The 22,729-nt window shown below is 64.2% G+C and carries 19 protein-coding genes; 9 read left to right on the top strand and 10 right to left on the bottom strand.

The genetic code is table 11. The annotated features are described in order from the left end of the window. Positions 1-198: 198 nt before the first annotated feature. The 7 genes from BM193_RS14365 to BM193_RS14335 all read left to right on the top strand — a co-directional run bounded on the left by BM193_RS14365 (position 199) and on the right by BM193_RS14335 (position 8,530). On the top strand, positions 199-963 hold the full coding sequence (locus BM193_RS14365) for a gamma-glutamyl-gamma-aminobutyrate hydrolase family protein (protein WP_092796805.1): 765 nt from the start codon (positions 199-201) through the stop codon (positions 961-963). A 54-nt stretch (positions 964-1,017) separates the two neighbouring features. Next, entirely contained in the window at positions 1,018-2,388 is a 1,371-nt protein-coding gene (locus tag BM193_RS14360) for a glutamine synthetase family protein (protein WP_035822563.1), read from the top strand. A gap of 11 nt (positions 2,389-2,399) precedes the next feature. Beyond that, entirely contained in the window at positions 2,400-3,860 is a 1,461-nt protein-coding gene (locus tag BM193_RS14355) for an aspartate aminotransferase family protein (protein WP_092796803.1), read from the top strand. 218 nt (positions 3,861-4,078) lie between these two features. After that, positions 4,079-5,227, top strand: coding sequence for an ABC transporter ATP-binding protein (gene potA / locus BM193_RS14350; RefSeq protein ID WP_092796801.1), 1,149 nt, complete (start codon positions 4,079-4,081; stop codon positions 5,225-5,227). A 7-nt stretch (positions 5,228-5,234) separates the two neighbouring features. Beyond that, entirely contained in the window at positions 5,235-6,164 is a 930-nt protein-coding gene (locus BM193_RS14345) for an ABC transporter permease subunit (RefSeq protein WP_092796799.1), read from the top strand. Further along, positions 6,161-7,012, top strand: coding sequence for an ABC transporter permease (locus BM193_RS14340; RefSeq protein ID WP_092796796.1), 852 nt, complete (start codon positions 6,161-6,163; stop codon positions 7,010-7,012). The genes BM193_RS14345 and BM193_RS14340 overlap by 4 nt, the downstream gene beginning before the upstream one ends. A 30-nt stretch (positions 7,013-7,042) precedes the next feature. After that, positions 7,043-8,530, top strand: coding sequence for an aldehyde dehydrogenase (locus tag BM193_RS14335; RefSeq protein WP_092796794.1), 1,488 nt, complete (start codon positions 7,043-7,045; stop codon positions 8,528-8,530). Positions 8,531-8,633: 103 nt separating this feature from the next. Here BM193_RS14335 and panB read toward each other — a convergent pair whose 3' ends face one another. From panB to BM193_RS14305, 6 genes are all read right to left on the bottom strand, one after another. Continuing rightward, entirely contained in the window at positions 8,634-9,509 is an 876-nt protein-coding gene (panB, locus tag BM193_RS14330; protein ID WP_175533282.1) for a 3-methyl-2-oxobutanoate hydroxymethyltransferase, read from the bottom strand. A gap of 110 nt (positions 9,510-9,619) precedes the next feature. Further along, the gene (gene folK / locus BM193_RS14325) at positions 9,620-10,108 is read right to left on the bottom strand and encodes a 2-amino-4-hydroxy-6-hydroxymethyldihydropteridine diphosphokinase (RefSeq protein ID WP_092796792.1); all 489 of its coding nucleotides are present in this window, start codon (positions 10,106-10,108) and stop codon (positions 9,620-9,622) included. An 8-nt stretch (positions 10,109-10,116) separates the two neighbouring features. Next, positions 10,117-11,493, bottom strand: coding sequence for a polynucleotide adenylyltransferase PcnB (gene pcnB, locus BM193_RS14320; protein WP_092796790.1), 1,377 nt, complete (start codon positions 11,491-11,493; stop codon positions 10,117-10,119). Continuing rightward, positions 11,486-12,157 carry a histidinol-phosphatase gene (locus tag BM193_RS14315; RefSeq protein ID WP_092797210.1) on the bottom strand — a complete coding sequence of 224 codons (672 nt, stop codon included), beginning with the start codon at positions 12,155-12,157 and terminating at the stop codon, positions 11,486-11,488. Before BM193_RS14315 ends, pcnB begins: the two co-directional genes overlap by 8 nt. Continuing rightward, complete coding sequence (gene hda, locus BM193_RS14310) at positions 12,157-12,825, bottom strand: DnaA regulatory inactivator Hda (protein WP_092796788.1); 669 nt, start codon at positions 12,823-12,825, stop codon at positions 12,157-12,159. The genes BM193_RS14315 and hda overlap by 1 nt, the downstream gene beginning before the upstream one ends. A gap of 77 nt (positions 12,826-12,902) precedes the next feature. After that, positions 12,903-13,985 (bottom strand): AI-2E family transporter, encoded by a 1,083-nt coding sequence (locus BM193_RS14305; RefSeq protein WP_092796786.1) that lies wholly within the window; start codon positions 13,983-13,985, stop codon positions 12,903-12,905. A 188-nt stretch (positions 13,986-14,173) separates the two neighbouring features. Between BM193_RS14305 and purM the strand changes: the two genes are divergently transcribed. Beyond that, positions 14,174-15,217 (top strand): phosphoribosylformylglycinamidine cyclo-ligase, encoded by a 1,044-nt coding sequence (gene purM / locus BM193_RS14300; protein ID WP_092796783.1) that lies wholly within the window; start codon positions 14,174-14,176, stop codon positions 15,215-15,217. Between the two features lie 66 nt (positions 15,218-15,283). Here the strand turns inward: purM and BM193_RS14295 are convergent, their stop codons facing one another. After that, complete coding sequence (locus BM193_RS14295) at positions 15,284-16,606, bottom strand: MFS transporter (RefSeq protein WP_092796780.1); 1,323 nt, start codon at positions 16,604-16,606, stop codon at positions 15,284-15,286. Between the two features lie 160 nt (positions 16,607-16,766). Continuing rightward, positions 16,767-18,383 (bottom strand): GMC family oxidoreductase, encoded by a 1,617-nt coding sequence (locus BM193_RS14290; RefSeq protein ID WP_092796778.1) that lies wholly within the window; start codon positions 18,381-18,383, stop codon positions 16,767-16,769. A 164-nt stretch (positions 18,384-18,547) separates the two neighbouring features. On the opposite strand from BM193_RS14290, the gene BM193_RS14285 reads away from it, so the two are divergent. Continuing rightward, on the top strand, positions 18,548-19,396 hold the full coding sequence (locus BM193_RS14285) for an IclR family transcriptional regulator (RefSeq protein WP_092797208.1): 849 nt from the start codon (positions 18,548-18,550) through the stop codon (positions 19,394-19,396). Here the strand turns inward: BM193_RS14285 and BM193_RS14280 are convergent. Together BM193_RS14280 and BM193_RS14275 are read right to left on the bottom strand one after the other, a co-directional pair. Further along, positions 19,393-20,607 carry a 6-phosphofructokinase gene (locus BM193_RS14280; protein ID WP_092796776.1) on the bottom strand — a complete coding sequence of 405 codons (1,215 nt, stop codon included), beginning with the start codon at positions 20,605-20,607 and terminating at the stop codon, positions 19,393-19,395. The two genes, BM193_RS14285 and BM193_RS14280, sit on opposite strands and share 4 nt — an antisense overlap. Positions 20,608-20,639: 32 nt before the next feature. After that, positions 20,640-22,697 (bottom strand): alpha/beta hydrolase family protein, encoded by a 2,058-nt coding sequence (locus BM193_RS14275; protein WP_092796774.1) that lies wholly within the window; start codon positions 22,695-22,697, stop codon positions 20,640-20,642. Positions 22,698-22,729 lie beyond the last annotated feature (32 nt).

The following is a 22,729-nucleotide window of genomic DNA, read 5'->3' as shown; positions in this document are numbered from 1 at the left end:
CCTGTGGCGCTGGTGTTTGGCGCCGGACGGGCATATGATGATTTTACTAAGTGCAATATTGCAAAGCCGTAGTGTAGGCGATGTGGGCCCCTGTTGGCCACGTGTGGCCGTTTCTACCGGCTCTGCTGTACAGTGAAGCGAGCGGCAGCGCTGTCATGGCGCTGCCATTGGATTGTCACGCCAGCGAGGTAGCACTGTATGCGCCGTCCCATCGTTCTCGTTCCCGCCTGCCAGCGCCAGCTTGGCAGCCATGCCTGGCACATGGCACAGGACAAATACCTGCACGCCGTGCTGCACGGCGCCGGCTGCATGCCGCTGCTGCTGCCCGCCCTGGGCGCCGATGCCGACCTGGCGGCGGCGCTGCACATTGCCGACGGCGTCATGCTGACCGGTTCCGCCTCGAACGTCGATGCCCGCCTTTATGGCGAAGACATCCTGCATCCCGAGCTGCCGCAGGACCCTGCGCGCGACGCCACCACCTTGCCCCTGATCCGCGCCGCGCTGGCGTCGCAGTTGCCGCTGCTGGCCATCTGCCGCGGCTTCCAGGAAGTCAACGTGGCCCTGGGCGGCAGCCTGCACCAGGCCGTGCAGGCCGTGCCGGGCATGATGGATCACCGCGAAAACGTGCTCGATCCGCTGGAACGCCAGTACGCGCCCGCGCACCGCATCAAGTTGATGCCCGACGGCCTGCTATCGCGCTTGCTGGGCGGCGACAGCGAGATGATGGTCAATTCCCTGCACGGCCAGGGCATCGCCCGGCTGGCCGATGGCTTGCTGGTGGAAGCGCTGGCCGATGACGGCCTGGTGGAAGCGTATACGGTGGCCAGCGCCGCCGGCTTTGCGCTGGCCGTGCAATGGCACCCGGAATGGCAGGTCGAGGACAACCCGCAATCCTTGCGCCTGTTCGGCGCCTTCGGCCAGGCTTGCCGCGATTACCAGGAGCAGCACAGAAAGACAGAATGACAGGCGCACCGCCCGCAGCACGCGGTGTTTGATCAAGACCAGCGAGAGGGAAACATGGCAATACGCGAAAATTTCACCTATACGGATATGGATTTGTGGCTCAATGAAAAGCGCGTCACGGAAATCGAATGCCTGGTGCCCGACCTGACGGGCGTGGCGCGGGGGAAGATCCTGCCGCGCGGGAAATTCACCCAGGAGCGCGGCATGCGCATCCCGGAAGCGGTACTGGGCATGACGGTGACGGGCAATTACCCGGTCGACGATGGCGGCTACGACCGCGCCATTTCCAGCACCGACCGCGACATGATCTTGAAGGCCGATCCCACCACCATCACCATGGTGCCGTGGGCGACCGATCCCACCGCGCAAGTCATCCACGACTGCTATTTTGCCGATGGCGCGCTGGTCGATTTTGCACCCCGCTCCGTGCTGCGGCGCGTGCTGAAACTGTATGCGGACAAGGGCTGGAAACCCGTGGTGGCGCCGGAGCTGGAGTTCTACCTGACGGCGAAGAACACGGACCCCGACCTGCCATTGAAGCCGCCCATCGGGCGCAGCGGCCGGGCCGAGACGAGCCGCCAGGTGTACAGCATCGACGCCGTCAACGAATTCGATCCGCTGTTCGAGGATATCTACGATTACTGCGAACTGATGAACCTTGACGTCGATACGCTGATCCACGAAATCGGCGCGGGACAGATGGAAATCAACTTCCTGCACGGCGACCCGCTGGGCCTGGCCGACAAGGTCTTCTTCTTCAAGCGCACCCTGCGCGAGGCGGCGTTAAAACACGATATGTACGCCACCTTCATGGCCAAGCCCATGGCCGGCGAGCCGGGGTCCGCCATGCACGTGCACCAGAGCGTCGTCGATGCGAAGACGGGCCTGAACATCTTCAGCAACGAGGACGGTTCGGCCGCGCCCATCTTCAAGCATTACATCGCCGGCCTGCAGCGCTACATGCCGTCGGCCATGGCCATCGTCGCGCCGTATGTGAACTCCTATCGCCGCATCGTGCGTCACACGGCCGCGCCGATCAACATCCAGTGGGGCCTGGACAACCGCACCGTGGGCTTCCGCGTGCCCGAGTCGGGCGTGCAGGACCGGCGCGTGGAAAACCGCATCATCGGCGCCGATGCGAATCCCTACCTGGCCCTGGCCGTCACCCTGGCCTGCGGCTACCTGGGCATGACGGAACAGCTGGAAGCGACGCCGATGATGGTGGGCAGCGCCTATGACATGAAGTTCGAGCTGCCGCAAGGCTTGCCCGAAGCCCTGCAGCTGCTGCGCGCGGAAGACAAGCTGCGCACGGTGCTGGGCGAGCGCTTCATCGACGTGTATGCGGCCATCAAGGACCTGGAGCACCAGGAATTCATGACCGTCATCAGTCCGTGGGAGCGCGAACACCTGTTATTACACGTTTAAAAGGAACACGCATGAGCACATCCAACAATCCGCTGGCGCCGAGCGCCGCATTTGTATCGTCCGTGGCGCAGAAAAACGCGGCGCCGCAGGTGTATGACACGGCCGCCATCCAGAAAATGGACTCGGCCCACTACCTGCATCCGTTCACCGATTTCCAGGACCTGGCAAGCAAGGGCGCCAGGGTGATGGTGCGCGGCGACGGCGTCTACCTGTGGGATAGCCAGGGCAAGAAGATCGTCGACGGCATGTCGGGCCTGTGGTGCGTGAATGTGGGCTATGGCCGCACGTCGATCTCGCAAGCCGTGTACAAACAGATGGAGACGCTGCCCTTCTATAACAGCTTCTTTGGCACGACCAACGTGCCGGCCGCGCAGCTGGCGGCCAAGCTGGCGCAGATATCGCCGCCGCAGTTCCAGCACGTGTTTTTCACCAGCTCGGGCTCCGAGGGCAACGACACGAATTTGCGCATGGTGCGCCGCTACTGGGATATCCTCGGCCACAAGGAGCGGCATACCATCATCAGCCGCCACAACGCGTATCACGGCAGCACGGTGGCGGGGGCGTCGCTGGGCGGCATGGATGGCATGCATGCACAGGGCGGCTTGCCGATACCGGGCATCGCGCATATCGGCCAGCCCAACTACCTGGAATCGGGCCACGGCTTGACGCCGGAAGCCTTCGGCTTGAAGGCGGCCGGCTGGCTGGAAGACAAGATCCTGGAAATCGGCGCCGACAAGGTGGCCGCCTTCATCGGCGAACCGGTGCAGGGCGCGGGCGGCGTGATCATCCCCCCATCGACGTATTGGCCGGAAATCCAGCGCATCTGCGACAAGTACGGCATCTTGCTCATCGCCGATGAAGTCATCTGCGGTTTTGGCCGCCTGGGGCGCTGGTTCGGCTCCGAACTGTTCGGCATCAAGCCCGACCTGATCACCTTTGCCAAGGGCGTCACCTCGGGCTATGTGCCGCTGGGCGGGGTGCTGGTGGGCGACAGGGTGGCCAAGGTCTTGATCGAGCAGGGCGGCGAATTCACGCACGGCTTTACCTATTCGGGCCACCCCGTGGCCTGCGCGGCGGCGCTGGAAAACATCCGCATCATCGAGGAAGAGCAGCTGGTGGCCAAGGTGGCCGACGACACGGGACCTTACCTGAAGCAGTGCTTCGCCAGCCTGGCCGGGCATCCGCTGGTCGGTTACGCGGACAGCTGCGGCCTCGTCGCGGGCCTGAACCTGGTGCGCCGCAAGGGCGCCAGCGTGCACGATAACGAGCTGTTCGACGAGGATCAAGGTGTGGGCATGATCTGCCGCGGCCACATGTTCGACAACGGCGTCATCATGCGCGCCGTGGGCGAACGCATGATCGTCGCCCCGCCGCTGGTCATGACGCGCGCTCAGATCGATGAGATGGTGGCGCTAATACGGCTGTGCCTGGACAAGACGTATGCGGATGTGAAAGCGAAGGGCTGGGTGTAGGTTCTGGCTGAACCCAAACGCAAGGGCTGGGGTCGTACCCTCAGGGTACGACCCCGGGGTTGGCTCTTGGGGTGGTGTCAGTTTTTTACCCAAATAGACGCCAACTCAAGTTTTTTTGGACCGCAATGGCGGCAGTTCCGCTAAACTTCCATCCTGGCCGCTCTTTGTAGCGGCCAGTTTTTCATTTTGACACCCTCTTACCCAGAAGCTACCCACACATGACGATAGCAACACCTGCCGCGTCGGCCAGCGACGCCCAAGCGCCTTTCTTGCTGATTGATCAGCTGGTCAAGGAATTCGATGGCGTGCGCGCCGTCGATGGTATTTCCGTGACGATCAACAAGGGCGAGATCTTCGCCCTGCTGGGCAGTTCAGGTTGCGGCAAGTCGACCCTGCTGCGCATGCTGGCCGGCTTCGAGACGCCGACCTCGGGCCGCATCGCGCTGGCGGGCAACAGCATCGTCGACGTGCCGCCCCATCAGCGGCCCATCAACATGATGTTCCAGTCGTATGCGCTGTTCCCGCACTTGTCCGTGTGGGACAACATCGCCTTCGGCCTGCGCCGCGATGGCTTGCCGAAAGCGGAAGTGGCGGCGCGCGTCGAGCAGATGCTGGCGCTGGTGCAGCTGGGCCAATACGCGCAGCGCAAGCCGCACCAGCTGTCGGGCGGCCAGCAGCAGCGCGTGGCGCTGGCGCGCAGCCTGGCCAAGCGTCCGCAGTTGCTGCTGCTCGACGAGCCGCTGGGCGCGCTGGATAAAAAACTGCGCGAACGCACGCAGATGGAACTGGTCAACATCATCGAGCAGGTGGGCGTCACCTGCGTGATGGTCACGCACGACCAGGACGAGGCCATGAGCATGGCCACGCGCATCGCCGTCATGAGCGAGGGGCGCATCCTGCAGGTGGGCGCGCCCGGTGAAATCTACGAAACGCCGAATTGCCGCTTCGTCGCCGACTTCATCGGCAGCGTCAACCTGTTCGACGGCCGCATCACGGAAGACGAACCCGATCACGTGGTCATCGACACGCCCGACGGCCGCCACTATGTCGCGCATGGCATCACGGGCAACCTGGGCATGGATGTCTCGGTGGCCGTGCGCCCCGAGAAAATCGGCATCCAGAGCGCGCCGCCTGCCCTGGAAGAGCGGGCGTCGCCAAAGGAACATGGCTACAACTGCGCCCAGGGCGTGATCGTCGCCATGGCGTATTTTGGCAATGAAACCAGCTACCATGTGCGCCTCGACAGCGGCACGGTGGTGAAAGTCTCGCGCACCAACGCGGCCCGCCACGACGCCGCGCGCCTCGAACGCGAACAGCGCGTGTGGCTATGGTGGGATGGCGCCGACATCGTCGTGCTGACCAGCTGAGGCCATCATGACGTCCATTCTGCAATCGCTGCGCAAGCTCGTCGCCCTGCGTTGGGTCACTGGGCGCGCCGCCGTCATCGCCGTGCCGACACTGTTCCTGACGGCGGCTTTTTTAGTTCCCTTCCTGATCGTGCTGCGCATCAGCCTGTCCGACATGGACACGGCGGGCAGCCCGTTCGGCGGCTTGCTGTCGTATGTCGACGGCATCGTCGTGCTGAAGGTGAAAATCGCCAACTACCTGTTCATCGCCGCCGATGAACTGTATCTGCTCACCTACCTCAGCTCCATCAAATACGCGGCCATCACCACGGCCATTTGCCTCTTCATCGGCTACCCGTTCGCCTACTTCATGGCGCGCGCCAGGCCGTCCATCCGCCCCGTGCTGATGATGCTGGTGATGCTGCCGTTCTGGACTTCCTTCCTGCTGCGCGTGTATGCGTGGAAGGGCATCCTGGCCAACCACGGCCTGCTCAACGATCTCTTGATCGCGCTGGGCGTGGTGAGCGAGCCGCTGCACATGATGAACACCTCGTTCTCGCTGGTGGTCGGCATGGTGTACGCCTACCTGCCGTTCATGATCCTGCCCCTGTACGCCAACCTGGTGAAAATGGACGTGCGCTATCTGGAAGCGGCGGCCGACCTGGGCGCCACGCCGTTGCAAGCCTTCTGGCGCATCACCGTGCCCCTGTCGAAGTCGGGCATCATCGCCGGCGCCATGCTGGTGTTCATTCCGTCCGTGGGCGAATATGTGATTCCCGAGCTGCTGGGCGGCCCGGAAACGCTGATGATCGGCAGGGTGCTGTGGGATGAGTATTTCACCAACAACGACTGGGCCATGGCCTCGTCGGTGACGGTGCTGGTGATCCTGCTGATCCTCGTGCCGATGGCGATTTTTAACAAATACAAGACGGACCAGAACCAGGGAGAGAAGCAATGAACGGTCGTACTTTCCTGCAGCGCTGGTTCGGCCGCGGCTGGCTCTCGCTGGGCTACCTGTTCCTCTACCTGCCCATCATCGTGCTGATCGTCTTTTCGTTCAACAGCTCGCGCCAGGACATGGTGTGGAGCGGCTTTTCGCTGCGCTGGTACAGCGAGTTGATGAACGACACGGAGATCATCTCGGGCTTTGGCCTGTCGCTGAAAATCGCCTTCATGTCGGCCACCTCGTCCGTCATCCTCGGCACCTTCGCCGCTTTCGCCTTGACGAACTACCAGCGCTTCCGTGGCCGCACCATGTTTTCCGCCATGGCCAGCGCGCCGCTGGTGATGCCGGAAGTGATCATCGGCCTGTCCCTGCTGCTGATGCTGGTGTCCATGCAAAAGGTCTTCGGCTTTCCCGAACGGGGCGTGCTGACCATCTGGCTGGGCCACACCCTGCTGGGCATGGCGTATGCGGCCGTGGTGGTGCAGTCGCGCCTGCAGGAAATGAGCAAGTCGCTGGCCGAAGCGGCCATGGACCTGGGCTGCCGCGCGCACCAGGTGTTCTTCCTCGTGACCCTGCCGAACATCACGCAGGCGCTCGCCTCGGCCTGGCTGCTGACGTTCACCCTGTCGCTCGACGACGTGGTGCTGTCGGCCTTTTTGTCCGGTCCCGGCTCGACGACGATGCCGCTGGTGATCTTCTCGCGCGCGCGCCTGGGACTCGACCCGCGCGTGAACGCGATCGCCGCGCTGACCATCCTGGCCGTGACGCTTGCCGTGATCGTGTATGCAGTGATGCTGGCGCGTGCCGACCGCAGACGGCGCAAGCAACTGTCCGCGGCATATGGGGCGGATCAGGAGTAAGCTGGCGTCTTCACCTTCGAGGAGACGACGATGACGGAAAACACCAGCTGGCATGCACGGGCCGCAGCGCTCACGATCGATGGCCGCGCGTTCATCAACGGCGAACGGACAGGGGCAATATCCGGCCAGACTTTCGACAATCTCTCGCCCATCGACGGGCGCTTGCTGGGGCAGGTGGCGCGCTGCGATGGCGCCGACGTGGACGCGGCCGTGCTGGCCGCCCGCGCCGCCTTCGACGACCGCCGCTGGTCCGGTCAATCGCCGGCGCAGCGCAAGCGGATACTGATCAAGTTCGCCGACCTGGTGCAGCAGCACGGCCCCGAGCTGGCCCTGCTGGAAACCCTGGACATGGGCAAACCGATCAAGTACAGCCAGAGCGTGGACGTGGGCGCCACCGCCAACTGCCTGCGCTGGTATGGCGAGGCGATCGACAAGGTCTACGATGAAATCGCCCCGACGCCCGCCAACAGCCTGGCCCTCATCACGCGCGAACCGGTGGGCGTCGTCGCCGCCATCGTGCCGTGGAACTACCCGATGATCATGGCCGCCTGGAAGATCGCGCCCGCGCTCGCCGCCGGCAACAGCGTGATATTGAAACCGTCGGAAAAATCGCCGCTGACGGCGCTGCGCCTGGCCGACATTGCGCTGCAGGCGGGCGTGCCGCCCGGCGTCTTCAACGTGCTGCCCGGCTACGGCAACGAGGCGGGCGCCGCGCTGGCGCTGCACATGGATGTCGACTGCATCGGTTTTACGGGGTCCACGCGCACGGGCAAATTGATCGTGCAGATGGCGGGCCAGTCGAACCTGAAACGGGCGTGGACGGAGCTGGGCGGCAAGTCCGCCAACATCGTCTGCGCCGATTGCCCGGACCTGGACAAGGCCGTGGCGGCCGCCGTCGGCTCCATCTTCTTCAACCAGGGCGAAAGCTGCAATGCGCCGTCGCGCCTGTTCGTGGAGGAATCGATCAAGGAAGAGTTTATCGCCAGGGCGCTGGCCATGCTGCCCCGCTTCCAGCCCGGCGACCCGCTCGATGAAGCCACCGTCATGGGGGCGATTGTCGACGCCACGCAGATGCAAACCGTCATGGGCTATATCGCGGCCGGCAAGCAGGAAGGCGCGCAGCTGCTGGGCGGCGGCGAGGCCGTGCGCACGGATACGGGCGGCTACTACGTGCAGCCGACCATCTTCGGCGTGGACGCCGGCATGACGATCGCGCGCGAAGAGATCTTCGGCCCGGTCCTGTCCGTGCTGGGCTTTACGGAGCTCGCCGAAGCCATCCAGCAAGCCAACGCCACGCCCTACGGCTTGCAGGCGGCCGTGTGGACCTCGGACATCACCAAGGCCATCCAGACGGCGCGCGCCCTGCGCGCGGGCACCGTGCACGTCAACCAGTACGACGGCGACGACATCACCGTGCCATTTGGCGGTTATAAACAGTCGGGCAACGGGCGCGACAAGTCGCTGCACGCGCTGGACAAGTACACGGAGCTGAAGACGACGTGGATACAGGTGGGGTGAATTACAGATAACCCCAAACGAAGGGCTGGGGTCAGACCCTGAGGGTCTGACCCCGGTAGTTGCTGTGGGGTTCAGCGAATAACCGTGAACTCCAATCAAACCATCAGAAGCAGTGTTCCAGCGCCGGGAAGCTGCCATCCTTGACGGCTTTCACATAGCCGGTGACGGCGTCGTCGATACTGGCCGCGCCTTCCATGAAGTTGCGCACGAAGCGCGCCTTGCGGCCCGGGAACACGCCCAGCATGTCGTGCATGACGAGGACCTGGCCAGAGCAGTCGGGACCGGCGCCGATGCCTATCGTCGGAATCGTCAGCATGTCGGTCACTTCCTTGCCCAGCTGCGATGGCATGGCTTCCATCAGCACGATGGCCGCGCCCGCGTTCTGCAGCGCCAGCGCGTCGTTCTTCAGTTCGGCGGCGCTTTCCGTGCTCTTGCCTTGCACTTTATAGCCGCCCAGCTGGTGCACCGATTGCGGCGTCAGGCCGATGTGGGCGCAGATGGGGATGCCGCGCTCGGTGAGGAAGCGGACGGTCTCGGCCAGCCAGGCGCCGCCTTCGATCTTGATCATGTGCGCGCCCGCCTGCATCAGGATGACGGCGTTGGCGTACGCCGTTTCAGGGGTGCCATACGCGCCGAACGGCAGGTCGGACATGATCATGGCCGACTTGCTGCCGCGCGCCACGGACGCCGTGTGGTAGGCCAGTTCGGCCACGGTGACGGGCAGGGTCGAGTTGTGGCCATTGCAGACCATGCCGAGCGAATCGCCGATCAGCAGGATCTCCACGCCGCAGCGGTCCATCAGGGAGGCGAAGCTGGCGTCATAGCAGGTCAGCATGGTGATCTTTTCACCGGCGGCGCGCAGCGTGGCCAGGGTATGGATGGTCACGGCCTTGTTGGCGACAGGCTTGGATGGCGCCGGCGCCGGTGTGGCGGCCTTGTCTTTTGCGGCCAGATCTGTTCCTTGCAAATAAGCGGACATAGGTATTCTCTAGAGTGAAAGGGGGGTGATGCTATTGCGACGCCGCTAGTGTAGTACTTTATATGGCGGCGTGCAGGGGCGGCATTGTAGTGTATGTCTGGCGCGGCGGCTCAGAGCTGGCTGATGGCCTGGTCGGCCACGCCCGCCAGGTAGCGTTGCGCCGGACCGAGTCCGGGCACGGCGATGGCGGGCGCCAGGGCCAGCAGCGGCACCAGCACGAAGGCGCGCTCGGTGAGGCGCGGATGCGGCACCGTCAGGGTGGCGCTGGCGATCTGCTCGTCGCCGTACAGCAGCAAGTCCAGGTCCAGGGTGCGCGGGGCGTTGCGGTAAGGCCGCTCGCGCCCGTGCGCCGCCTCGATGGCGTGCAGCGCTTGCAGCAATGCCTCGGCCGGCAGGGTGGTCGTGATGCGCGCCACGGCATTGATATAGTCGTCGCCGCTCGAATCGATGGGCGCCGTGCGGTAGCTGGGCGAGGCGTCCACCAGGGACGCGCCGGGCAGGCGCGCCAGGCGCGCGATCGCCTCCTGCACATTCGCGCGCGCGTCGCCCAAATTCGCCCCGATGCCGATGTAGGCGGTAACTTCCCTTACTGGCTGCATGACTGCGTTCACTCGCCGCTGGTGCTGCCGGTGGTGCTGCCACCGCCGCCAGCCGATTTGCTGCGCGTGCTGCGGCGTGGCGGACGCTTCTTCTTGACGGCGCCCGGCGCGGCATTCGCGCTGACCAGCAGCGCTTCGCGCGTTTCCTCGTCGCCTTCATAAAACGCCGTCCACCATTCGCCGATGTCCATGTCGATCTCGCCCGAGGCGCAGCGCAGCAGCAGGAAGTCGTAGCCGGCGCGGAAGCGCAGGTGTTCCAGCAATTTGTATGGCGCCTTGCCGACCCGGCGCTCGAAGCGCGGCTGCATCGACCAGATGTCGCGCATGTCCGAGCCGATCTTGCGCTGCAGTGCCAGTTTTTCCGTTTGCGAATCGAGCACGTCGTCGGCCGCCAGGTGCAGCGCAGGGATGGTCGATTCGCCGGCGGCGCGGTAGGCCGTCCATTTTTCCAGCACCTGGTGCCACAGCAGCGAGGCAAACAGGAAGCCTGGCGAGACGGTCTTGCCGGCGGCGATGCGCTGGTCGGTGGCGTCCAGCGCCAGGGTGACGAATTTCGCGCCCAGCGGCTGTTCCAGCACCACGTCGAGCAGCGGCAGCAGGCCGTGATGCAAGCCTTCCTTGCGCAGCTGCTGCAGGCAGGCCAGCGCGTGGCCGCTCATGAGGAGCTTGAGCATCTCGTCGAACACGCGTGGCGCCGGCACGTTGTTGATCAGCGGCGCCATCACGGGAATCGGCGCGGCCGTATGCGGCTCGATGGTGAATTTCAGCTTGGCGGCGAAGCGCACCACGCGCAGCATGCGCACGGGATCTTCGCGGTAGCGCTCTTCCGGCTTGCCGATCATGCGCAAGGTCTTGGCGCGGATGTCTTCCACGCCGCCGTGGTAGTCCAGCACTTCCTGCGTGGCCGGGTTGTAGTACATGGCGTTGATGGTGAAGTCGCGGCGCAGCGCGTCCTCGTGCTGCAAGCCGAACGTGTTGTCGCGCAGGACGCGGCCATGTTCATCCTTCGGCGCGGAGTCGGCGCCGGCGCCGCGGAAGGTGGTCACTTCCAGCAGGTCCTGGCCGAACATCACGTGCACGATCTGGAAGCGCTTGCCGATGATGAAGGCGCGGCGGAACAATCGCTTGACCTGTTCCGGCGTGGCGTTGGTGGCGATGTCGAAGTCTTTCGGTTTCACGCCCAGCAGCAGGTCGCGCACGGCGCCGCCGACGACGAAGGCCTCGAAGCCCGCTTCCTGCAGGCTGCTGGTGACGCGGATGGCATTCGACGACACCAGTTTCGGGTCGATTCCGTGTTGCGCGGGACCGAGCACGACAGGTGCCGTGGTGTCGCGCGCTGCCTCTTTTTTAACGCCGAGGATCTTGCGGATGAATTTTTTAATCATTGAATAAGTGGAGTGATGGCCAGCCGTGGAGGGATGCGTGTGCGCTCAAGGCGGCATTGGGATTGGTCGCGACAGGGTGGGTCACGACGGACATGAGCGGAATGTCGTTGTGCGAATCGCTGTAAAAATAGCTGCGCTCGAATTGCCCCAGCTCCTTGCCCATCTTTTCCAGCCAGGCATGGGTGTGGGTCAGCTTGCCCGCGCCCAGGGTGGGCGTGCCCAGCAGCTTGCCCGTGACATTGCCTGCGTCGTCGTATTCGGGCATGGCGGCCAGCAGATGCTCGACGCCCAGTGCTTCGGCGATGGGCTTGGTGATGAAATGGTTGGTGGCCGTGACGATGGCCAGCAGGTCGCCCGCGTCCTGGTGCTGTTTCAGCAGCGCCACGACTTCGGGGCGGATGGCCGGCATGACCACTTCGGCCATGAACTGGCGGTGCAGCGCTTCCAGGCGTTCGCGCGGGAATTGCGCCAGGGTGCCCAGCGAAAATTCCAGGTATTCCACCGGGTCGAGCGTGCCGGCCTGGTATTGCGCGAAAAATTCGTTGTTGCGGCGGGTGAATTCGGCGGCGTCCACGGCACCGATGCGTACCAGGAATTCGCCCCACTCGTGATCCGAGTCAATGGGCAGCAGGGTGTGGTCGAGGTCAAACAGGGCCAGATTCATCATTCTTTCGCTTCCGCCTGCAGCAACTCGCGCAATAAAGGCAAGGTGATCGGGCGTTGGGTTTCCAGGGAGTAGAGGTCAAGAGAGTCCAGCATCGTCGACAGCGAACGCATGTCGCGCCGGAAATGGGACAGCAGATAGGGTAACACGCCCGGCGACAAGGTCAAGCCGCGGGTGGCGGCCGCCTGGGTCAGGGCGGCGATTTTTTCATCGTCCGTCAAGCCGTGGATCTGGTAGATCAGGCCCCAGCCCATGCGCGTGCGCAAGTCTTCGCGCACGGGCAGCACGGCCGGCGGCACGGCGCCGCTGCACACCATATAGGCCTTGTTGGCGCGGATTTCATTGAACAGGGCAAAGGCGTCGATCTGCGCCAGCGGCGACAGCTTTTCGCAATCGTCGAGCAGGTACAGGTCCACCTCGGGCGAATACACGAATTCGGACTCGATCGAGAATGGCGAAATGTAGCGCGCGCGCTCGGTGCTGGCCAGGGCCTTGAGCAGATGGCTCTTGCCGGCGGCCAGTTCGCCCCACAGATAGGCAAAATGCTCGCGCGACGTGCGCGCGGCGAACTGGCGCATCAGCTGCGCCACTTCGGCATTCTGTCCCACCTCGAAGGTATCGAGGCTGTGCGCCTGGTCTGTGCCTAAATCGAGCACCAGTTGTTTCATGGCGTACGCCTTGTCCTGTTTTTCATTACTGCTTGTGCATCATTGGTATTGCCAGGTTGATATGATATCCGCTTTTACTATGCATTATAGAAGGTGCTGGATAGATAGTGGCGCCGAAGATGCTTAAAAGCGACCATCAGGACGGCAGAAGCGGGCAAGGCGAGCAGTACGCCGACGAAACCGAACAATTGTCCGAAGGCCAATAAGGCGAAGATCACGGCCAGCGGATTCAAGCCGATGCGTTCGCCCACCAGGCGCGGCGTGAGGAAAAAGCCTTCGATGACCTGGCCGCAGCCGTAGATGACGGCCACGGCGATCACGCCGCTCCAGTCGGCAAACTGCAGCAGGGCGGCGATCAGGGCCAGCATCAGGCCCAGGCCGAAGCCCAGGTAGGGAATGAATACCAGCAAGCCCGTGATGATGCCCACCGGCAATGCCACCTCGAAGCCGGCGATGGCCAGCGCCGCCGAGTAATACGTGGCCAGCACCAGCATCACCAGCAGCTGGCCGCGCAGGTATTGCGCCAGCAGGGTATCGACTTCCTGCGCCATGCCCACCGTGCGGCCGACCCAGCGGCGCGGCACGGCGCCGGCGATGCGCGCCAGCATCGGGTGCCAGTCCAGCAACAGGTAGAACAGCACCACGGGGATCAGCACGACGGTGGCCAGCCAGCCCAGCACGGCCGTGCCGCCGATGCGGGCCGAGGCCAGCACGGTGCTCCAGATTTCATCGCCGCTGGTGGCCATCTGCTGGCTCAGCATGCGCTTGATGCCCGTGCCGTCCAGGCGCACGCGGATGCCCAGGTCGCGCAGCTTTGGCGCCAGGAAGTCATTCGCCTTGCTGAGAAACTGGGGAATCTGTGCCTGCAGCAGGGGGATTTCCTTTTGCAGCACGGGCACGACGATCAGCACCAGCGCCGTGATGGCGAGGAAAAACAACACCACGATGACCAGCACGGCCAGCGGGCGCGGCACATAAAGGCGCTTGTAGTGCAGGCGCTGCAGGCGGTCCACGCCGGGATTGAGCACGTAGGCGAGGATGGCCGCCGCCAGGAAGGGCGTCAGGATGGGGCCCAGGCTGACCAGCAACAGCAGAAATGCCAGCCAGACCGCGATCCAAAATGCTGTTTGCTTCTGTTCGGCGGTGATCGGAAATGGCATGGGGTTTGGGCTGTTGCGTTAAAAAAAGGCAGTTAATTACGAAATTGTGGGGGCAGTTTGATAAAATAGCGTCTTGATCGACCGAATTCACCGGCTGGCCGCCTGTCGCAGGGTGTCAAAAACATCCACGCGCGCGCGTGCCGGCGGGTATCCGCCTTCTATTTTACCGCCTCCGCTGCCCCCACACCATGAACCAGACTTCTAATGTTTCCCTTTCCTACCGTGACGCTGGCGTCGATATCGACGCGGGCGACGCTTTAGTCGAAGCAATCAAGCCGTTTGCCAAGCGCACCCTGCGCGAAGGCGTGATGGGCGGCCTGGGCGGTTTTGGCGCCATGTTTGAAATCAGCAAGAAGTACAAGGAACCGGTGCTGGTCTCGGGCACCGACGGCGTGGGCACGAAATTGCGCCTGGCGTTCGAATTGAACCGCCACGACACGGTCGGCATCGACCTGGTCGCCATGAGCGTCAACGATATCCTGGTGCAAGGCGCCGAACCCCTGTTCTTCCTCGACTATTTTGCCTGCGGCAAGCTGGACGTGGCGATTGCCACCGACGTCATCAAGGGCATCGCCCAGGGTTGCGAACAAGCGGGCTGCGCGCTGATCGGCGGCGAAACGGCGGAAATGCCGAGCATGTACCCGGCCGGCGAATACGACTTGGCAGGCTTTGCCGTCGGCGCCGTGGAAAAATCGAAAATCATCGACGGCACCAAGATCGCTCCGGGCGACGTGGTGCTGGGCCTGGCCTCGTCGGGCGTGCACTCGAACGGTTACTCGCTGGTGCGCAAGATCATCGAAGTGGCGAAGCCGGACCTGGAAGGCGACTTCCATGGCCGTAAGCTGGCCGACGTGCTGATGCAGCCGACGCGCATCTACGTCAAGCCGCTGCTGGCGCTGATGGATGCCATGGAAGTGAAGGGCATGGTGCACATCACCGGCGGCGGCCTGGTGGAAAACATCCCGCGCGTGCTGCAGCCTGGCCTGGTGGCCGAACTGGACTCGAAGGCATGGACCATGCCGCCGCTGTTCACGTGGCTGCAACAGCACGGCGGCGTGGCTGACGCCGAAATGCACCGCGTCTTCAACTGCGGCATCGGCATGACCGTCATCGTCTCGCAGGAAAACGCCGACGCCGCCATCGCCCAGCTGCAAGCGGCCGGCGAAACCGTCTCGCGCATCGGCACCATCCGCGCCCGCGTAGGCGACGAGCATCAAACAGTTGTTATCTAAGCTGTCGCTTGAACAAACAAGGCAGGCACTCGCAAGAGGCCTGCCTTTTTTTTGCGCCGCGATATCTTACCGCGCGTGCGCCGGCTTCATGCGGCCGTCGGGCTGCGAACCGCCCTTGCCGATCATGGCCACGCTGACGGCCGAGACGAGGGAGGCGAACAGGATGTAGCCGACGATGTGCCACGGTTCGCCATTGCCCGTCTTCAGCAGGTAGGTGGCGATGATGGGCGTCAGGCCGCTGGCGAAGATGCCGGAGAACTGGTACACGAAGGAGATGCCCGTGTAGCGCACCTTGGCGTCGAACAGGTCGCAGAACAGGGCCGCTTCCGGGCCGTACACGGCCGAATACAGCACGCCCAGCGGGATGATCACGGAACACCACAGCAGCAGCGGATTGTCGGCGTGGTTGAGCATGATCCAGAAGGCGGGAATGGCCGACACGCCCGTGATCAAGGAGCCCCAGAAAAACACCTTGCTGCGGCCGATGCGGTCCGACAGGCGGCCGAAGAACGGAATGCAGAAGCACATCACGACGGCCGACGCCATCACGCCCATCAGTGCTTCCGTGCGGGCTATCTTGATGGTGTTGGTGAGATAAGTGATGGAAAAGACGCCAAAGATATTGAAGAACACGCCGTCGATATAGCGCGCGCCCATGCCTTTTAATACATTGCCCGGATAGCGTTTCAAGAGGTCGAAGAACGGGATCTGCGTCTCCGCGTTCTTTTCCTTGACGGCCTGGAATTCCGGCGTTTCCATCACGTTCAAACGTATCCACATGCCGATGAAGACGAGGGCCGCCGACAGGATGAAGGCCACGCGCCAGCCCCACGACAGGAACTGCGCGTCGCTCAAGCTGTGCGACAGGATGGCCACCACGCCGGAAGCGAGGCACAGGCCGATGGCCAGGCCGATCTGCGGCAGGCTGGCATAGAAGCCGCGGTCTTTTGGCGGCGCATATTCATATGCCATCAGCACGGCGCCGCCCCATTCGCCGCCCAGGCCGATGCCCTGCAGCACGCGCAGGAACAGCAGCAGGCCGGGCGCCCAGTAGCCGATATGGTCATACGTCGGCAGCACGCCGATCAGGAAAGTGGAGATGCCCATGATCATCAGGGTCATCACCAGCATGCTCTTGCGGCCGATCTTGTCGCCGAAGTGGCCGAAGATCACGCCGCCGATGGGGCGCGAGAGGAAGCCCACGGCGAAGGTGCCGTAGGCGAGCATGGTCGAGACGAGCGGATCGCCGCCCGGGAAATACAGCTTGCTGAACACGATGCCGGCGACGACGCCGTATAAAAAGAAGTCGTACCACTCGATGGTGGCGCCGATCACGCTGGCCATCACGACTTTCCGCAGCTCTTTGGCCTTTTTCGGATTGTTGTCCATATCTAGTCTCCAATCGATATCGATTATGTATTTTTTTTAGATGGTTGGGTTACAACCACCGCGCTGCTGGCGCGGCGGCCGGTACAACAGGGGCGGGCCGGTCTGCCTGCCGCTGGCATCCTCCTTGGTCGGGTGGAATGGGGAAGGCGCGGGGCGCCGGCTAGGCCGCCCTGGGCAGGCGCACGGCGTCCGCCAGGATCATGTCGGCGGCTTTTTCGGCGATCATGATGGTGGGCGCGTTCGTATTGCCCGAGACGATTTCCGGCATGATCGAGGCGTCGACGACGCGCAGGTTCTGCATGCCGTGCACGCGCAGGCGCGCATCGACGACGGCCATGGCGTCATGGCCCATCTTGCAGGTGCCGCTGGGGTGGTAGATGGACTGGCTGAAGCGGCGCGCCGCATCGAGCAATTCTTCATCGCTCTGGAACTGCGGGCCGGGCACGAATTCGGCAATGATGTGCGGCGCCAGCGACGGCGCGGCGGCGATTTTTCGGGCCACGCGCAGGGCGGCGATCGCCGTCTGCTGGTCGCGCGGGTCGGACAGATAATTGGGATAAATGCCCGGATAGGCGAGGGGATCGGCGGACTTGATCGACACGTGGCCGCGGCTGTGCGGGCGCAGCTGGCACACGGACGACGTAAACGCGGAAAACGGATGCGCGCCTTCGCCCGGCTTGTCGGCGCTCAGCGGCTGCATGTGGAACTGGATGTCGGGCCGCGCGACTTCCGGCGAGGATCGGGTAAATACCGTCACCTGGCTGGCCGCCAATGTCAAAGGCCCGGAACGCGCAAACACATACTGCATGCCCACCCACAGCTTGCCCCACAGGCTGTTGACTTCATCGTTCAGGGTTTTCAGCCGCGTCTTGAAGACCAGGCGGATCTGCAGGTGGTCTTGCAGGTTTTGCCCCACGCCGGGCAAGTCGTGCACCAGCGGCACGCCCACTTCCTCCAGCAGGGCGCGCGGACCCACGCCCGAGCATTGCAGGATCTGCGGCGAGCCGATGGCGCCCGCGCATAAAATCACTTCGCCGCTGGCGCGCGCCTGGCGCAGCTGGCCATCCTGGCGGAACTCGATGCCGACGGCGCGCTTGCCCTCGAACAGCACGCGCGTGATTTGCGCCCGCACTTCCACGCGCAGGTTGGCGCGCTTGCGGGCGGGCCGCAGGAAGGCTTTCGCCGTGCTCCAGCGCAGGCCGTTGCTGGCCGTCTGCTGGAAGTAGCCCACGCCTTCCTGCGTGGCGCCGTTGTAGTCGGCATTGAAAGGGATGCCGCTTTCCGTGGCGCCGGCGATGAAGTGTTCCGCGATGGGGCGGCGCAGGCGCAGGTCCGACACTTTTAATGGGCCGCCCACGCCGTGGTAGTCGCTGGCGCCGCGCTCCTGGTCTTCCGATTTCTTGAAGTAGGGCAGCACCTCGGCATAGCTCCAGCCCGGGTTGCCCAGTTCCGCCCAGCGGTCGTAATCCTCTTTCTGGCCGCGCACGTACAGCAGGCCGTTGAGGGAGCTGGAGCCGCCCAGCACCTTGCCGCGTGGCCACTGCAACTGGCGTCCGGCGATGCCGGCGTCCGCTTCCGTGCGGTAGCACCAGTCCAGGTTCGGGTCGTGCATGGTCTTGAAATAGCCGACCGGCACGTGGATCCAGGGATTGTTATCCTTGCCGCCTGCTTCCAGCAGCAAGACCTGGTTGCCGCTGTCGTGCGACAGGCGGTTGGCCAGCACGCAGCCGGCCGAACCGGCGCCGACGACGATGTAATCGTAGTGTGTTTGCAACATGGTGCTTGTCTCCTGCGTTGCGGTATCTCAGCCGCCTCGACGGGCGTTTTTTGCGATACACTGGTCTTTATTGGTTATTTTTGGAACGTCTGGTTCCATTTATAAAAGACGTGCAGCACCGGGACAAGCGGAAACCGCCGCATACGCGAGAGGTGAAACAGAACATGCATGATGCGTTTCAAAAACGGGCGGCCGAGGCTGCGGACGGTGAGCCAGCGGGCAGCCAGGCGAATGCCGGCGCGGCGGCCAGCCATGGCGACGAGGCGCGGGGCTTGCGCGTGCTGCGCCTGATCGAGCACCTGGCCAGCGCCAGCCAGCCATTGACCCTGTCGCAACTGGCCACGCGCATGCAGGTGCCCAAGGCCAGCATGATGCGCCTGCTCGATACCCTGGAGCAGCACGGCTATGTGCTGCGCACGCCTGTGGGACGCGGCTACGTGCCGGGCGCCGCCTCGACCAACCTGGCGCTGGCGACCCTGCGCAACAATGCCCTGATCCGCGTCAGCCGCAGCATCCTGGGCAGCCTGGTGGCGGCCACGGGCGAGACGTGCAACCTCGCCATTCCCGAGGGTAATGCGATCGTGTATGTGGACCGGGTGGAAACGCAGGAACCGCTGCGATTGCACCTGGTGCTGGGCACGCGCGCGCCCATGCATTGCACGGCCAGCGGCAAGCTGTTCCTGGCGCACATGACCTTGCTGGAGCGGCGTGAATTGCTGGCCATGCTCACGCTGGAGGCGCGCACGCCGAAAAGCATCACGGATGCGGTGCTGCTGGAACGCGAGATCGTGCGCATCGCCCGCCTGGGCATCGGCATCGACGACGAGGAATTCGTGCACGGCATGGTGGCCGTGGCCGTGCCCATCTGCGCCGCCGACGGGCGCATCGTGGCGGCCGTCGCCTGCCACGCGCCCGTGGCGAGAAAGTCCGTGGAGCAATTGCTGCAGCACGTGCCGCAGTTAAAAGAAGCGGCCGTCAAGCTGCGGCCGCTATTGCTGGCGGAGTCCAGCTAAGGGTTCAAGACCTTCGCCACCTTGGCCGCCCGCAGGCGGAACGCGTCCGGCATGCCGGAGCCCAGCAGCGGACGCAGATACAGCCGGAAAGCATCGGTGACGTCCGTGCCGCTGGCGCTGATGAATTCGTCTTCCATGGTGCGCGTCTTGCCCGCCACGTCGGAAAGGGGCAGCAGTTCGTAGTCGACGGAATAAAAACCCGTGCGCTTGATGGCGACGGAGCCGTCGCGCTCGCCCCACATGGCGAACTGCACGGCCTTTTCGCCCACCTCGCGCGCCTCGCGCTGGTCGACGTCGGAGACGCAGCCGATGAAGGAGCGCTGCAGGTAGCCGAAGGTATCGCCGCGCACGCGCTTGATGCCCAGCTTGGCCTTGATCTCGTCGCACAGCAAATCGGCCAGCGCCCCCGTGCCCGACAATTGCACGTTGCCATGCGCGTCGCGCTCGACTTCTTTCGCCAACAGGCTGGCGATCGGCTCGCCCGAGGCGTCGTGGATGCCTTCCGAGACGGCGATCACGCAGCGGCCATACTTTTCATAGGTTGCCTTCACGTCGGCAAGGAAGTTTTCCAGCACGAAGACGCGCTCGGGCAGGTAGATCAGGTGCGGGCCATCGTCGGGGAACTTCTTGCCCAGCGCCGAGGCGGCCGTCAAAAAGCCCGCGTGGCGGCCCATGACGACGCCCACATAGACGCCGGGCAAGGCGGCGTTGTCGAGGTTGGCGCCGGCGAACGCTTGCGCGACGAAGCGCGCGGCGGATGGAAAGCCGGGCGTGTGGTCGCTGCCCACCAGGTCGTTGTCGATGGTTTTCGGGATGTGGATGCAGCGCAGCGGATAGCCGGCCTTGTGCGCTTCCTCGCTGACGATGCGCACCGTGTCGGACGAGTCATTGCCGCCGATGTAAAAGAAATGCTCGATCTCGTGCGCGCGCAGCACTTCAAAGATCTGCTGGCAGTAGGCGATGTCGGGCTTGTCGCGCGTGGAGCCGAGCGCCGACGAGGGCGTGGCGGCCACCAGTTCCAGGTTATGGCTGGTTTCCTGCGTCAGATCAACAAACTCTTCATTGATGATGCCGCGCACGCCGTGCAGTGCCCCATACACGCGCGTGACATGTTGAAAACGCCGCGATTCGAGCACCACGCCCACCAGCGACTGGTTGATGACGGCGGTGGGCCCGCCTCCCTGGGCGACAAGAATTTTTCCAGACGGCATGGGTTTTCCTCGTAAGTGGCAGGCCCTCCAGCCTACTCCTTTTTTGCCGCCGCGCCGTCTTTTCCGATGTGCTTGCCGAGGAATTTCTCGCTCTGCTGCCAGAAGTCGGCATGGGTTTGCGGCAGGACCCAGTCGTGGCCCTCTTCGTCATACTCTATCCATTGCGTGTGGGCATTGGTCTTGCTGATGGCGTCGTACAGCGCGCGGGCATCCGACATGGGCACGATATGGTCCGTATAGCCGTGGGCCATCAGCAGCGGGGCGGTGATGCGGGCCGGCTGCCGGCCAGGCGAGTTCTCGCGCAGCAAGGTTTTGTCGTTGTCCGCATCGCCCAGCAACATGGCCAGGGTGTAGTGCTCATTGCTGTTGCGCAAATCGTCATCGAGCCACCAGTTGACTTCATCCTTGAGTTCGCGCAAATCAGGGATGCTGGACCAGGCGATGCCGCAGCGGAACAGGGCCGGATCGCGCTGCAGCCCCATCAGGGTGGCATAGCCGCCGTAGCCGCCGCCGGCCAGGCAGATGCGCTGCGGATCGGCGATGCCTTCCGCAACGGCCCAGCGCGCCGCATCGGCGATATCGTCCTGCATGGCCAGGCCCCATTGTTTCCAGCCAGCGCGGAAATGGCGCGCGCCCAGTCCCGTGCTGCCCCGGTAATCGGGTTCCAGGACGGCATAGCCGCGCGACGCGAGAAACTGGCTGGCCGGCTCCCAGCCCCAGTCGCCGCGCTGCCACGGACCGTCATGGATCAGCACCACCAGCGGCAGCTGGCGGCCGCCGCCCTTGGGCAAGGTCAGCCAGGCGGGGAGCGTCAGGCCGTCGCGGGCTTGGACGTGCTGCAATTGTCTTGACGCCATGCGCCCGGGGTCGACGGCGGGATAGGCCTTGCCCAAGGGGATCAACTTGCCGCTGGCCCGCTCGAACACGCGATAGATGAGGGGCTGGACATCGGACCAGCTCGATACGAGCACGTAGGGCGCATCCGTGCGCTGCGCCACGCTCAGCGTATTGACGGTGGCGGGCAGGCGCGCATTCACGGCTTGCTGCATGGCTTGCATGTCCGCGTCGAGCCACAAGGTGGTTTCCGCATCGGTCCGGTAGCGGATGCCCAGCAGCTTCGCATCGTCATGCACCATGGTGGCGGCGATATCATACCCGGGCGAGGCAAGCACGGGGGCGCCATCGAGGCGCTGGGCCTGCTGGTCAAAACGGTACAGCGCCAGCTTGTCGCCGCCATGGCGCGCATACACATACAGCTGGCCGTCCGGCGCCAGGAAGGCGGGGGCGATGGCTTCGCCGGCGGGGTCGTGCGGTATTACCTGTGCCAGCTTGCGCCAGGTGCCGGCCGGGCGGTCGAAGGTGTAGGCCATGTTGCGTTGCTCCGCGAATTCCTTGTCCATGCGCCAGGCCACGCCCGAGTCGCTCATCCAGTACAGCAGGTCCGGCGGCATCTTGACGGTTTCGTAGCCACCCGTCAGCGTGTTGAGGCGGCCCGTCGAGGTGTCGGCGATCGAGTTCAGGCGGCTCAGATGGGTGCGCCAGACATACACGAAGTTGCCGGTCTGCGCGCTGATATCGTCGATCAGGAAGGTCGACCATGGCTGCAGCAGCATGCCGGGCCGGTCGCGCACGATGCCTTCGCGGGTGGCCAATTGGCGGTAGCCGCTGCCATCCTTGTTGACGGCAAACATGCCGGAGGCAAACCGCTGCCGTCCCTGGCCCCGTTGCCGGTCCACCAGGCTGTAGGCCAGGCGGTCGTTATTGACCCACTGGAAATTGGCGATATCCGCATCGTTGAAATAAGCCACCACCGTGGCGTGCATGCTTGCCAGGTCGAGCACGCTCAAGCGCACCCGCTGCCGTTCGCCGGCCGGCAGGACGCGCATCGCCAGGAAACGCCCGTCGGGCGACAGCGTGGCGCCGCCCAGCGAGCGGGGCGCAAAGAACAGGCTGGCCGGCAGCGGGGCTGCGGCCGGGACCGGGAGCGCCGGCGCCACCTGCGCGTGTACCGCCGCGCACGGCAGGGATGCCAGCGCCAGCAGGAGGGGAAGCAGCACGCGGCGGCGCAGCATTGGCAATCTTACTATCATTCTTTCTTTTCCTCGGTGGGTTGCGCTGACAG

The sequence above is a fragment of the Janthinobacterium sp. 344 genome, from assembly GCF_900112025.1.
GTDB lineage: Bacteria > Pseudomonadota > Gammaproteobacteria > Burkholderiales > Burkholderiaceae_D > Janthinobacterium.
This window is presented reverse-complemented; position numbering and strand designations above follow the sequence as displayed.